This is a genomic window from Chitinibacter fontanus (assembly GCF_013423785.1).
GTDB classification, from domain to species: Bacteria; Pseudomonadota; Gammaproteobacteria; order Burkholderiales; family Chitinibacteraceae; genus Chitinibacter; species Chitinibacter fontanus.
The window spans coordinates 84444-97056 of the sequence record NZ_CP058952.1; the positions used below are offsets into that span (position 1 = coordinate 84444).

Genomic DNA, 12613 nt, shown 5'->3' on the forward strand with positions numbered 1-12613 from the left:
GAGCGGGAGATAATAATGATTGAATTTTTCCACGTAAAACGCGACATCCCGTTTATGAGCTATGGCAAGCTCACAACTGCCATCTCGCTAGGTACGTTTATTCTGGCCATTGTCTTCCTGATTAGTAAGGGCCTGAATTTCGGCGTTGAATTTACTGGTGGCACAGTCATGGAGCTGCGCTATCAGCAATCAGTAGAAATTAATCAGGTACGGCACGGCGTTGAAGGCCTGAAATACGGTGAAGTACAAGTTCAGTCTTTGGGCAGCACTAAAGACGTGATGGTACGAATTCCGAATATTCAGGGTAAAACCAGTGCGCAGTTATCCAATGAAGTGCTCGATAGCCTGAAAAAAGAACGTGCGGATGTTGAACTGCGTAAAGTTGAATTCATTGGCCCTTCGGTCGGTGATGAACTCTTCACCCATGGTCTGACCGCATTAATTCTGGTCTGCGTTGGTATTGTGGCGTATCTGATGATTCGCTTTGAATGGCGTTTCGCTCTGTCAGCAATCATCGCCAATATGCACGACGTTGTCATTATTTTGGGCGTATTTGCACTATTCCAATGGGAATTTAGTCTGACGGTATTAGCGGGTATCTTGGCGGTATTAGGTTACTCAGTGAATGAATCGGTGGTAGTTTTTGACCGAATTCGCGAGAACTTCCGCAAGCCAAATTTACGCGGCAAAACAGTGCCAGAAGTGATCGATAACGCCATTACAGCCACCATGAGCCGTACGATCATTACCCACGGCTCAACCGAGGCGATGGTACTGGCCATGCTATTATTCGGCGGCGCTGCCCTGCATGGCTTTGCGATGGCACTCACAATTGGTATTGTGTTTGGTATTTACTCATCGGTTTTGGTTGCTTCACCACTGCTACTGATGTTTGGCGTGACTCGCGAACGCATGATTAAACCCGAGAAAATTAAAGAAGAAGCGGTCGTCTAAGTTATCATTACCGCCATCCAATCCACGCCGACCATGGTCGGCGTTTTCTTTGAGAGCCAATCATGGAATTTAATCCAATCGACATTTTCCTTCACCTAGATATCTATCTGGCACAGTTAGTACAAAACTATGGCGTGTGGATTTACGCGATTTTATTTGCGGTTATTTTCTGCGAAACGGGCCTTATCGTAACGCCATTTTTACCTGGTGATTCACTGCTTTTTGTTGCTGGGGCCGTTGCAGCACTTGGTGGAATGGATCCTTGGCTACTGGCCGCAACACTAGCGAGTGCTGCTATTTTGGGTGACAGCACCAACTATCTAATTGGCCGCACATTGGGTGAGAAGCTATTTAAAAATCCAAATTCCAAAATATTCCGCCGTGACTATCTAGAGCGCACCCATGCTTTTTATGACAAACATGGTGGCAAAACGGTAACCCTAGCGCGGTTTATTCCAATTGTGCGCACCTTTGCCCCATTTGTAGCAGGGGTGGGCAAAATGCCATATAGCCGTTTTATAGCGTTCAGCATACTGGGCACCATTCTTTGGGTCGGCGGCTTGGTCACCTTGGGCTACTTCTTCGGTAATGTGGAATTTATTAAGAAAAACCTCTCTGTTATGGTGATTGGAATTGTGGCGATCTCATTTCTGCCCGTTTTTATGGAGTTTATTCGCCATAAAATGAATAAGGCTCAAGCATGAGCGAGCAATTTCACACACAAAAGCACGCAATACGAACATCGTTTGAAAAAGCTGCGCACAGCTATGATGCTGCCGCCGTTCTACAGCGAGAAATTGTAGATCGCATGTTCGAACGGCTTGAGTTGATTCGCCTCAGCCCGCCGCGTGTGCTCGATGCAGGTAGCGGAACAGGCTACGCAGTACCAAAGTTACGGAGTCGCTTTACTGATGCACAAATCATCGAGCTCGATTTAGCGCATTCCATGCTGTCTGTTTCGCGGGAAAAGCAGTTAGGGACTGGCGTTAAAAAACTATTGAAGCGACTAAGCAGCACCACTCCGGCCCAAGTCTGTAGCGATATTGAACAACTGCCTTTTGCGGATAATTCGCTCGACATGATCTGGTCAAGCCTCACTCTGCAATGGTGCAATACCCCAGATGCGGCTTTCGCAGAATTTCAGCGCGTGCTTAAGCCCGGGGGACTGCTGATGTTCGCTACACTAGGGCCCGATACATTAAAAGAATTACGCAGTGCTTTTGCTGGCATTGATGGTTATGAACACGTGAATCAGTTCATTGATATGCATGACCTCGGTGACGCCTTGATTACGCAAGGTTTCGCCACACCGGTGATGGATATGGAATACTTAACCTTAACCTACCAAGACGCTAAATCCGTCATGCAAGATTTGAAAGGGATTGGCGCACACAACACTATGCAAGGTCGTAGAACTGGCATGTTTGGCAAAGCCGCTTGGCAACAAGTGCAGACCCAATATGAAGTATTACGCCGAGATGGCAAATTACCGTGCACCTACGAAGTCATTTATGGACATGCGTGGAAAAATGACCGCCCGCGCCCGCAAGGTGTACGCCCCGATGGCAGCCAAATCATTGAATTTCGTCCACGGAATAGCTAATGGCGATCGCATCACGATATTTCATTACCGGTACCGATACCGAAGTTGGTAAAACAATCGCGACCGTTCAACTACTGCGTAGCCTGAACCAGAACAATATACCTGCCATTGGTATGAAGCCAGCAGCCTCTGGTTGCTTGGCTCAGGGCGATATACTAATCAATGAAGATGTCGAACTCCAGCGTGCAGCTAGCCCGATTGATGCCCCACTGGACTTAGTCAGCCCGTATCGTTTCCTTCCCGCAATTTCACCTCACCTTGCAGCACAAGAAGCAGGTATTGCAATCGACCTTCATCACCTGGTGCAATGTGCAGCCGATTTGCAAAATTACGCTCAAACCGTAATTATTGAAGGCGCGGGGGGCTGGTTTGCACCACTGAGCGACTCAGAATACATCGCCGATTTAGCTATTGCATTAAAAGCCCCGGTTATTCTGGTAGTTGGCATGCGCCTGGGCTGCATCAATCATGCACTCCTCACTGCACAAGCCATCAACCAAGCAGGCCTACAATTAGCAGGGTGGATTGCAAACTGCATCGATCCGCAGATGGCTCGCTATGGCGAAAACTTGGCCTATCTAAAAGCCAATCTAGCTGCACCATTACTAGATGAGATCTTACATTCACCTAATGCAGCAACTGGTTGTCTCAATCCGCAAGCAATTACACGGCTAAAATTGCAGAACGTGTAATCCTCACATACCATCTAATTAACCAGTTTTAATTGCTCACGAATGAATTCAATTGTCCGCGGCTGTTTAATATTAATTGCTACCATACTGCTCAATGCCTGTAGTAAGCCTGAATTTCAGGGTAGCGACATCAGTGAAGCAAATATCGGCTCAGGTTTTGAGCTCATTGATATGCATGGGCAAAAACGCACTTTGGCAGATTTTCAAGGGAAAGTCAGCGTGCTGTTCTTTGGCTATACCTCGTGCCCTGATGTGTGCCCTACTACCTTGGCAGAATTGCGCACAAGTATGGCTGCACTAGGGGCGAAAGCCAAAGAGGTGCAAGTATTATTTGTCAGCGTAGATCCAGAGCGCGACACTCCTGCTTTACTATCGCAATATGTGCCCGCATTTCATCCCAGTTTTATCGGTTTAACCGGCTCAAAAACACAAATTGATACTGCGGTGAAAAATTATCACGCTGTTTATCAAAAACAGGGTAAAGATAAAAACTATACCGTCGATCATACTGCAGGGAGCTATTTAATTGACCGTCAGGGTAAAACCCGAGTATTGATTAATTACGGCGCAGGTGCAGCCACCTTTACACACGACATCCAATTACTGCTGGCTGAATAAAGAATGAGCGAAGAAATTGCAGTGGGCCCTAGCCCAATTCACTCCGAATTAGATATTGCGCCCTATCTGCTGAAAACGCCGATGGAAATCGCTTATGTATTGCGGATGCTGGAACAAAACAATACCAATATCGCTGTCTATTTTAATGCCGGAAAAGACATGATGCTAACGCGCATACTCAGCGTTGATGGCAAGGCTAAGCAGTTTGTTTTTGATATTGGTGGCCACGAGCCAAGTAATAGAGAAATACTCAACGCGCCCAAACTGCTATTTGTCACCGACCTTGATGGTGTAAAGATTCAGTTTAGCATTAGCACACCGACTAGATCTCAACTGGAAGGTAAGCCCGCCTTTCTCAGCGCCTTGCCCGCCGACCTAGTGAAATTGCAGCGAAGAGAGTTTTATCGGCTAACCACACCAATTACAACCCCCTACACGATCACTTTACAACCTGCCAACCAAGCCAGCCTCACTTTAGATGTGCATGATATATCTCTGGGTGGACTCGGGATTTGGCTCAAACATGACGAACAGCAAAAATTGTTCGAGCTTGGTAGTTTAATTCATAAAGCCACATTGGATTTGGGGCCTGCAGGCAGGTTTCAGGCAGATCTAGAAATCCGCAATCTTCATCCAGTGAGCCTCAAGCAAGGCATTAGTCGATTTATGCTAGGCGTAAAATTTGCCGAATTATCACGCGCTAGTGAATCAATGCTGCAAAAGCTGATTGTGCAGCTTGAGCGAGAAAAGAAAGCCTTAACAGGCTAAAACACTGGGTATATCTTGCAACATCAGAGAACAACTGAGCTTACAAAATATACCCTGCAAATTATTCCCAATTTATTTTGGGGGTGAGCACTGCAATCAATACCGCAGCCAATGCGACTAGACCCATCCCCCAGCTCAAATTCGTCTCGTGAGCCACAAAGCCGATCATCGGCGGCCCCATTAACGCTCCAATTGAGCCCATAGTTGTCACAGCCGCCAGCGCCACCGCACCATGTTTAGCTGCGGCTGCGTATACACATGGTGACACGGCAGCCATGCCCAAACCTACCAAAGCAAAACCGAGCAATGCCGGAATAAGCCCGCCAATGAGCAATGCTGTAAAAAGGCCTACTCCAGATATAACGCCTCCCCACAGTAGCATCTTCGGTGCGCCAAACCGAGTGCGCCAACCATCGCCAAACCAGCGGGCAATAAACATTGTTACAGAAAAGAAAGCAATCCCTAGTGGCACCCACTGCAGGCTGGCGCCAACTACATCTTTCAAATAGAGGGCAGACCAGTCGGACATTGAGCCTTCAACAATTGTGCCGCACAATGCCATCAGCCCCAACCAGAGCGCAATACCAGTCGGCAAAGCAAACCTCTTTCCGTTGCCTTGCTCTTGCTTGTCTAACAAGAGATGTCCAATCGAAATTGCAACCGCGAACCACAAAATGATCGCTGCGCTTAAAAAATGCCATAAAACCACATCGGAAATAAATGTCATCGCGGATGCAAAAAGAGCCGCAGCCAATCCACCCAGACTAAACACTGCGTGCAAACGGGACATAATGGCCTGTTTTCCAACCGTTTCAGCCTTGACTCCCTGTGCATTCATGCCGACATTAAGCAGGCTGGCCAGTACGCCCTCGAACACCATCACCAGCAACGCGGTAGGATAATTAGGAGCTAATGCTAATCCAATCAACACCAGTGGCAACAAGCCACCAGCAATCATGCACGCCATTTTGGACCCAAATTTGTGCAATACACTGGCTGTGATTGGAAATGAAAAAACCGCACCCAGCCCACTAGCCAATAATAAAAAGCCGACCTCTGCGGTACTTAGCCCCAGCTGTACTTTCAGGGCGGGGATTCGTGAAGCCCAAGTACCAAAATTAAAGCCCAAAACTAGAAAAAGAGTGGCAATAGCAAGTTGGGTGCGTCGAATTGAAGAAACAGCAGTTTGCGTAGAGTGAGGGCTCACAAAAGATCCGAATGGTGAGTATCCGACACCACTGAGTTTTCCTGAGTAGTTTCGGACAAATAACTAAAATCCGGAGCGGCAATATCTTCACCGCGCTCCAGCATATAAATAAAGGCCAACAATTCTGCCACAGCTCGATACAGTTGAGGAGGAATCTGACTATCCAAATCAACTTGCATCAGTAAAGCCACCATTTCTGGTGAGTCATGCACAAAAATGCCCGCTTCCCTAGCTTTCTCAATAATTTTTTCGGCCAGCATGCCTTTACCTTTCGCAACCACACGTGGAGCTGCGCTACCTTCACGATATGCAAGGGCAATGGCCTGAGATCTTTTCGCGGTTTTATCGCTCATCATCGCCTCGATGTACCAAGGCCGAAGACAATTTAAGGCCAGCGGCTTCAAATCGTGCCAATAATGCAGGCTGCTGCGCCTTCAATAAGTTGAGCGTTGATTCATTTAAAGCCTGAAAGCGCAGATGAAAGCCATCTGGTTTTAGCTGGGCAATAACTCCCAGTTCCCCTAGCCTCGGTAGCGAGAGCTGTAAGCTAGTTTGCCACTGAGGTACTAGCTCCACTTCAGCCTCTGAGTGCGATCGCTCTTCATTGTGCTGAATCTGCCAAAGTAAATCTTGATTCGGCCACGCCTGCCCCTGCCAAATCAGGGGCTTATTTTCAATCAAATCCAACTGCTGACGTACAATTTGCTGTAAATGCGCTTCATCAATGGAGGGCATTTTTGCCGCAGCATGACCATTGAGCGCGAATTTAGAGTCTGTAAATTCAGCTTTGTTTGAAGTAGTGGCTTGCTCCTCGCTTAAAAGATGCGCATTGACTTCTATCTTTCCAATCGAGCTGCTTGCTTGTTGCTCTGACTGTGAGGCAAGGTTGCTTGGTGACATTGTTAGCAAAGACTCTGGCGTCACAAAGGCTTTTGATTCCATTTGCAGTGCTGGCAAGGTGCGCTCACCGGCCACCCATTGCGCTTGATGCGACTCATAAAATAAGCCGCTTTGACCTAGACGATTTGCCAATTGCGACGCTAATTGTACTGGTTCAGGCTTACCGGTAAATAGGGGTAGCGATTGCTTGAGTGACTCTACCTCTGCCGGATCACTATTTTGCAACAGCTCACCGATCATTACCGCGCCTTTGCTTAAACCGACTCGCGCATCTTGGTTCAAAGCTGTTGTTGCAGGCTGATTTGGCGCAGTGTTGAGTTGGAAGGTTAATTGCGGATTTTTACTCAGAACGGTCAGTTCAAACTGCTGCCCTGGTTGGGTATTGCGCGGTAGATTCAGATCAAGCAACTGATCTTTGATTAAAACTAGGAAACGCCCATTATTAAGCTGATTGGTCACAACCGCCTGTACTTTTTCGCCGACAGTGAGTCTTACATCATCTGGAGATACTCGTACGGAATCGATCAAGCCCTGCTGTGCACGGACAAAATTGCCAATGAGCGTTGTGGAAGTATTCCCGGGTAACATAATTACCCCTTATAGACACCACGGTAGATTGCAACAATCAAATCAGCTTCCGCTCGAGACAAGCTACACGCGGCCATCAATTGTGTTACATCAGCCCCCTGCTGAGCCAGTTTGATTGCGAGAGCATAATTTTGCTCTTCTGACACCGCAGTGACTTCTTCTACGGGTATTTGAGTGACTTGCGATTCAAATTCACACTGCAGCGATTGTATTTTCATCATCAATTGTTCAATTTTAAATTCATGCTCCACCAATTTATCTGCATAGGTTTCACTTTGAGCTGGGCGCATTTTTCGCAATTTCAACCAGAAAATAAGCGCTTCACAAGCATATACGGCTAGAACAGTTAATAAAAACATTGCGGCAGTCAAATAATCGATTGTAATCATATACAGATCAATAACTCAATTTTGTCATGCACGATACGCATTAAACAATTTGGTTTCATTTGCACTACCCTGCAATAATTTGGCTAACTCTTCATGCCAATCACTCAATACAGGCTGCAGAGCATTAATTTCATTAATAGTTTCAGTTACCAGCATACTATACTTTTGCTCTTGTTCCTTATTTAATAACTGAACTTGCTCAGGCAAGGCTGCCATGCAATTGATTACGTTTGGCAGTTGTTCATGCAATTCGTCCCATAGGGACTGTTTAGCCAGCAAGGAAACATGCTGCAAAGTTTTTAGCAAATCTGAATACTGCAAGCAAAGACTTTCAAAATCAAATGCTTCCATACTGCACCATCTGCTCTTGTCCAGCCTGATGATTTTGCTGCACCTCCAACGCAATAGAATCCCAAGATTCTTTCAAATCTTTTAAAAGACTCAATGCCGTATCTAACTTTTCAATATCATTCTGGATATTAGCTTCTAATAGCAAATAGGCAATGTACTCATACAAAGCATCGAGATTTTGAGCTAGCTCACCACCCGACTCACGATCCAAAGATAGCCGCAGCCCTTCCTCAATGATTGATATTGCTTTTGAAATTGCAGCACCTTTCTCACCAATATTCATATTTTGCATATGAAGTTTAGCGATAGTAACTGCTTTGATAGCACCATCATAAAGCAGAACAATAAGACGATGAGGTGATGCCGTATTAACGTCGGCATCTAGACTTTGGCTGCTATACGCAGCCATTGCACGGCGAACTTGGGCACTCATTGAGCCACCCCCATTATAGTTTAATTTTTAAGAAAATTTCGGCAACGTGGCCAACTGTTGGGATAAGGAGCTACTAGTCTGCTGCATCTGCGTCAGCATAGTATCTAATGCGACATATTGAGCCCGATAACGAGCTTCTGTTGCAGTCATCCTACGTTCAAAAGCGGTTCTTTGTTGTTGGATATCTTTTACCGTTTTATTCAACGTTTCTAATTTAGTGCCAATTGCACCTTTACCATCAATTATTTTTGCCACGGCTTTATCCAGCTGAGAAGCAAAACCTTGCGATACTGCGATACCGCCACGATCGCCAATTGTTCCACCTAAAACGGATAATTTGAAACCATCATCATTGTATAGTTTTTGGCCATCACTCTTTAAAGCAATACCATTCAGACTACCCGCAGCATCGACACCTGATGAGTTTGTCCCGCCTTGCAATCCAAATTCAGCTGCAGCAGAAGAAACCATCACACTTGAACTAGCACCATATTTATTTGAGGTAATTGATATTTTATTTGAAGCATCAATACTTACAGCCACAGTAGAACCAGCTGTTTTCAAAGTTGAATTTGAATTCACTCGCGTTTGTATTTCAGCAGCTAATTGTGTGCTAGTATAACTTCCTTCAGCTAGATCAATTGATATTGCTTTGCCATCTACAGTCAAAGAGATTGATTTATTTGTAGAATTAATCGGAAACACACCGCTCGTAAACGTTGCAGCTGTGCTACCTACAAAAGTGCCTTGTGACGCCAAGGCTGTAACATTTAAATCGTAGTTACCTGCTAATGTATTTTTCCCGAGTGTCTCAATTTTGATCTGCCGATCAGTACTACGAGCATTTGATGCAAACAGGCTAGTAACGCCATCAGGATCATCAGCCATTCCCTTATTCAATTTGGTCTCATCGAGCGTCATTACACCATTTCGATCAACCGAAATACCAACTTGGCTTAATCGCTTTATATCACCGCCAGTATAATCGAGCACTTGATTCATCATGTCACGAAGCTCAGTTTCGATCATGCGTGGAACATATTCACCATTTAATACTTGTGCGTTATTGGATTCACCTGGAGCAGCTTTGGAAGTGTCGGCTTTGGTCAAATCCCTCATTGTTTTGATGAGATCATTGTATGATTTAACCATTTCTTTCAGCGGTGCTGTAATCGAGGCCGAATTTTTATTGACACTCAATTGAACTTGCGTCGTTGTTTCCTTTGCAAGAGTAAATGTCAGGCCATCAATTGCATCAGTAACAACATTTGTAGGCTTAGTGATCGTTATGCCATCAAGCTTAAAGATTGAATCTTTTGCAGCTTGATTCTGTGTCATATTTGTAATTGCGGCAGGAGTTGCAGCAGGATTATACGCTAGTGCTGATAAACCATTTAGATCAGTATTGCTTGCCGAAATACCAGCCTCTGCAACCGTAATGCGCATATTATTTGCACTACCCGATTGAGATGATGATAAGGCCAAACGATAACCAGTACCGTCATTAACAATACTTGCACTTACACCACCATTGGCCTTATTAATCGCATCTCTAACACCTTCTAAAGTGTTATTGGTGCTATCAATCGTGACCGAAATTGATGTTCTCGCGGTATTAGGCGTAAAACCTGAGCCATACGACCCAAAATCAATAGTTAACACGCCCTCACCAATTACATCACTGGCCTTTGTATAAGTTCTACTTGCAAGTTTTTGGGATGTCGCAAGCTGCGTTACTTCAATGTTGTATTTACTAGCCTGCGCGCCTGCAGAAGCACTAATTTTAACCGCAGAATCGTCTGAAGATGTTGCTGAAGTTGAGCCAGTATAAGTTGCAACATTATTGAGCTTTGCTAAGGCAGATTGAAAGCTGGTAAGCCCACTTTTAATAGTGCCATAAGCACTAATCTTTGCTTGCAGTCCAACCTCTTTGACCGTCATTTTTTGCAGGGGCTGCCGTTCAATCGACATCAACTGCGAGACTAGGCCATTAATATCAATCCCACTCATGCCACCAGTCGTAATCGCCATGATTTACCCCTTCAATAACGTCTTAACTACACAAAAACAGCACTTAGGCTTTATCCCGCACCAATAAGCCTTGAAGCTTATCAATTGCTTTAGCAATATTAATCACTTCTTCGGTAGGAATTTGGCGCAATACTTCTTTTGAAGCAACATCAATTACTTTAACAAGACGCAATTTAGTATCTTCATCTGTTGAAAATTCTAAACCCACATTTTTGTTCATCGAGCCAATCGTTTGGTTAATTTTTTTAACCGCATCATTAATTTGCTCAGCCTGTGCCTTGGCATCAACAGCCTGAACAGCTTCTTTTGGAACCTCGACAATCGGCGGCAAACTATCACCCACCGCCCTAGCTGCAGTAGATTGACTCGGCATCTGCCGAGGTTCATCCCTCAAAATGGGCTGAGCCTGGCCAGTTCCAGAAACTGAGTTGATTTGCATGATTCTACTCCTCTATGCACAGATGCCCCGAGATTCTCACCTCGGGGCATGCAAACTAATTTACGGCATACTCAGAGGCCTGATTAGCCACGTAGCAAACTTAGCACCTGGTTAGGCAATGCATTAGCCTGGGCCAACATCGCTGTACCAGCCTGCTGCAGAACCTGAGCCCGAGTCAAGTTTGCTGTTTCACTCGCAAAGTCTGTATCTCGAATCCGACTACGCGAAGCCGATAGATTTTCCGAAGTTGTCTGCAAGTTCTTAATTGTAGTTTCAAAACGGGACTGGATTGCACCGTAGTTGGCACGTGCACTATTAATGTTTTGCAAGGCTGAATCAACTATGCGAATAGCCAAGGTAGCCTTATCAGCTGTTGAGACATCCAGCTTATTCACTTTATTAGTTTGATCAGCAGACGCAGCACCAAAGAGACCAGTTACCGCAGATGTAGTAAACCCATTTGCCGAATCTAACGTTACATTACCTTTAACTACAGATTTCGCCGAAACAGCCGGACTATCAGCGGCTCCAACATCTTCCCTGGTTCCATCCTCCTTGATACGCTGTGCCGTTACTTGAATATTCGTACCAGAAGCATCTTTATTTGTTATCTCAATATCAGAACCAGAAGCATTGGTTAATTCAATGTAAGTACCGTCCGTACTTGTTTTAGCAGTCACTCCCGTTTGCGAGCTAACTTTATTAATTTCAGCAACCGCCTGAGACAGTCCTTCAGCGGTATCTACATTACTAACGGTAAACGATACGCCTACAGCAGTAGCATTATCTGCTTTGATCTGAATACTGCCGGAAGAAGCGGCAGTAAAATCCAGCTTCGCTAATGATTGGGCAGAGGCCGCGACGCCAGTTTCACCCTGGACTGCGTTAATTTTATCCGCAATTGTTTTCGCAGAGTCTCCAGTTGCAATCGTAACATCTTTACTTGTAAGGCCACCAACAGTCAGTGTTCCAGTACCAAAAGCAGCTGAAGCACCAGCGGCCACCCCAGATGAGGATGAAGTCGCTAATCCGTATTTATTTGTACGAACATCAGCAGTCCCGACACTAATCACTTGGTTAGCATTTGCTCCTACTTGGAAAGATTGCGAGCCAAATGATCCATTAAGTAATTTAAGACCGTTAAACTCTGCTGTATTTGCGATCCGATCAAGCTCACTAACTAGATTAGACACCTCAGAATTTAGTGCCTGACGATCAGAGCCACTATTTGATCCATTGACTGACTGCACAGCCAATTCACGAATACGTTGCAGAATATCGCCTGAAGACTGGAGTGCACCCTCAGCAGTTTGGGAAACAGAAATGCCATCATTTGCATTTCTACGAGCTTGATCTAAGCCGCGAATTTGGCTAGTCATACGCTCAGAGATCGCCAAACCAGCAGCATCATCTTTCGCACTATTGATACGTAAACCCGATGACAGTCTAGTCAAGGACGTAGACAAAGCGGAGCCCGTTTGAGCTAGATTTCGCTGAGAATTTAGCGACGGCACGTTTGTGTTAATAACTTGCATGATATTAATCTCCTAGAAGATGTGATTCAAAATCGGACGCACCGCCGCGTCCACACTTGATTTATCGTCAGAAGGAAGCAGAACTTTAGGATTAATTTACAAACA

The 12613-nt window shown here is 45.3% G+C and carries 15 protein-coding genes; 6 read left to right on the forward strand and 9 right to left on the reverse strand.

Annotated elements, in window-relative coordinates:
- Positions 1-18: 18 nt before the first annotated feature.
- From secF to HZU75_RS00405, 6 genes are all read left to right on the forward strand, one after another.
- On the forward strand, positions 19-954 hold the full coding sequence (gene secF / locus HZU75_RS00380; protein ID WP_180308674.1) for a protein translocase subunit SecF: 936 nt from the start codon (positions 19-21) through the stop codon (positions 952-954).
- A 62-nt stretch (positions 955-1016) separates the two neighbouring features.
- Complete coding sequence (locus HZU75_RS00385) at positions 1017-1658, forward strand: DedA family protein (RefSeq protein WP_180307264.1); 642 nt, start codon at positions 1017-1019, stop codon at positions 1656-1658.
- Positions 1655-2557, forward strand: coding sequence for a malonyl-ACP O-methyltransferase BioC (gene bioC, locus HZU75_RS00390; RefSeq protein ID WP_180307265.1), 903 nt, complete (start codon positions 1655-1657; stop codon positions 2555-2557). Before HZU75_RS00385 ends, bioC begins: the two co-directional genes overlap by 4 nt.
- Entirely contained in the window at positions 2557-3249 is a 693-nt protein-coding gene (gene bioD, locus HZU75_RS00395) for a dethiobiotin synthase (RefSeq protein ID WP_228028131.1), read from the forward strand. The genes bioC and bioD overlap by 1 nt, the downstream gene beginning before the upstream one ends.
- A gap of 42 nt (positions 3250-3291) precedes the next feature.
- Complete coding sequence (locus HZU75_RS00400) at positions 3292-3867, forward strand: SCO family protein (RefSeq protein WP_180307266.1); 576 nt, start codon at positions 3292-3294, stop codon at positions 3865-3867.
- A gap of 3 nt (positions 3868-3870) precedes the next feature.
- Positions 3871-4635 (forward strand): flagellar brake protein, encoded by a 765-nt coding sequence (locus HZU75_RS00405; RefSeq protein ID WP_180307267.1) that lies wholly within the window; start codon positions 3871-3873, stop codon positions 4633-4635.
- A 61-nt stretch (positions 4636-4696) separates the two neighbouring features.
- Here the strand turns inward: HZU75_RS00405 and HZU75_RS00410 are convergent, their stop codons facing one another.
- The 9 genes from HZU75_RS00410 to HZU75_RS00450 all read right to left on the reverse strand — a co-directional run bounded on the left by HZU75_RS00410 (position 4697) and on the right by HZU75_RS00450 (position 12508).
- Complete coding sequence (locus tag HZU75_RS00410; protein WP_228028132.1) at positions 4697-5842, reverse strand: MFS transporter; 1146 nt, start codon at positions 5840-5842, stop codon at positions 4697-4699.
- Positions 5839-6198, reverse strand: a complete 360-nt coding sequence (locus HZU75_RS00415; RefSeq protein WP_373279625.1) for an EscU/YscU/HrcU family type III secretion system export apparatus switch protein — start codon at positions 6196-6198, stop codon at positions 5839-5841. Before HZU75_RS00415 ends, HZU75_RS00410 begins: the two co-directional genes overlap by 4 nt.
- On the reverse strand, positions 6185-7330 hold the full coding sequence (gene fliK / locus HZU75_RS00420) for a flagellar hook-length control protein FliK (RefSeq protein WP_180307268.1): 1146 nt from the start codon (positions 7328-7330) through the stop codon (positions 6185-6187). Before fliK ends, HZU75_RS00415 begins: the two co-directional genes overlap by 14 nt.
- 2 nt (positions 7331-7332) lie before the next feature.
- On the reverse strand, positions 7333-7719 hold the full coding sequence (locus tag HZU75_RS00425; protein WP_180307269.1) for a DUF2802 domain-containing protein: 387 nt from the start codon (positions 7717-7719) through the stop codon (positions 7333-7335).
- 24 nt (positions 7720-7743) lie between these two features.
- Entirely contained in the window at positions 7744-8070 is a 327-nt protein-coding gene (gene fliT, locus HZU75_RS00430) for a flagellar protein FliT (protein WP_180307270.1), read from the reverse strand.
- On the reverse strand, positions 8057-8503 hold the full coding sequence (gene fliS, locus HZU75_RS00435; RefSeq protein ID WP_180307271.1) for a flagellar export chaperone FliS: 447 nt from the start codon (positions 8501-8503) through the stop codon (positions 8057-8059). Before fliS ends, fliT begins: the two co-directional genes overlap by 14 nt.
- Positions 8504-8530: 27 nt before the next feature.
- Positions 8531-10534, reverse strand: coding sequence for a flagellar filament capping protein FliD (fliD, locus tag HZU75_RS00440; RefSeq protein WP_180307272.1), 2004 nt, complete (start codon positions 10532-10534; stop codon positions 8531-8533).
- A 43-nt stretch (positions 10535-10577) separates the two neighbouring features.
- Positions 10578-10973, reverse strand: a complete 396-nt coding sequence (locus tag HZU75_RS00445; RefSeq protein ID WP_180307273.1) for a flagellar protein FlaG — start codon at positions 10971-10973, stop codon at positions 10578-10580.
- Positions 10974-11056: 83 nt separating this feature from the next.
- Positions 11057-12508 carry a flagellin N-terminal helical domain-containing protein gene (locus HZU75_RS00450; protein ID WP_308419437.1) on the reverse strand — a complete coding sequence of 484 codons (1452 nt, stop codon included), beginning with the start codon at positions 12506-12508 and terminating at the stop codon, positions 11057-11059.
- Positions 12509-12613 lie beyond the last annotated feature (105 nt).

Excerpts from the sequence above, each read along its gene's own strand:
- HZU75_RS00385 (WP_180307264.1), top strand. The coding sequence starts at position 1,017 with ATGGAATTTAATCCAATCGACATTTTCCTTCACCTAGATATCTATCTG.
- bioC (WP_180307265.1), top strand. The coding sequence starts at position 1,655 with ATGAGCGAGCAATTTCACACACAAAAGCACGCAATACGAACATCGTTT.
- bioD (WP_228028131.1), top strand. The coding sequence starts at position 2,557 with ATGGCGATCGCATCACGATATTTCATTACCGGTACCGATACCGAAGTT.
- HZU75_RS00400 (WP_180307266.1), top strand. The coding sequence starts at position 3,292 with ATGAATTCAATTGTCCGCGGCTGTTTAATATTAATTGCTACCATACTG.
- HZU75_RS00405 (WP_180307267.1), top strand. The coding sequence starts at position 3,871 with ATGAGCGAAGAAATTGCAGTGGGCCCTAGCCCAATTCACTCCGAATTA.
- HZU75_RS00415 (WP_373279625.1), bottom strand. The coding sequence starts at position 6,198 with ATGATGAGCGATAAAACCGCGAAAAGATCTCAGGCCATTGCCCTTGCA.
- fliK (WP_180307268.1), bottom strand. The coding sequence starts at position 7,330 with ATGTTACCCGGGAATACTTCCACAACGCTCATTGGCAATTTTGTCCGT.
- HZU75_RS00425 (WP_180307269.1), bottom strand. The coding sequence starts at position 7,719 with ATGATTACAATCGATTATTTGACTGCCGCAATGTTTTTATTAACTGTT.
- fliT (WP_180307270.1), bottom strand. The coding sequence starts at position 8,070 with ATGGAAGCATTTGATTTTGAAAGTCTTTGCTTGCAGTATTCAGATTTG.
- fliS (WP_180307271.1), bottom strand. The coding sequence starts at position 8,503 with ATGAGTGCCCAAGTTCGCCGTGCAATGGCTGCGTATAGCAGCCAAAGT.
- fliD (WP_180307272.1), bottom strand. The coding sequence starts at position 10,534 with ATGGCGATTACGACTGGTGGCATGAGTGGGATTGATATTAATGGCCTA.
- HZU75_RS00445 (WP_180307273.1), bottom strand. The coding sequence starts at position 10,973 with ATGCAAATCAACTCAGTTTCTGGAACTGGCCAGGCTCAGCCCATTTTG.
- HZU75_RS00450 (WP_308419437.1), bottom strand. The coding sequence starts at position 12,508 with ATGCAAGTTATTAACACAAACGTGCCGTCGCTAAATTCTCAGCGAAAT.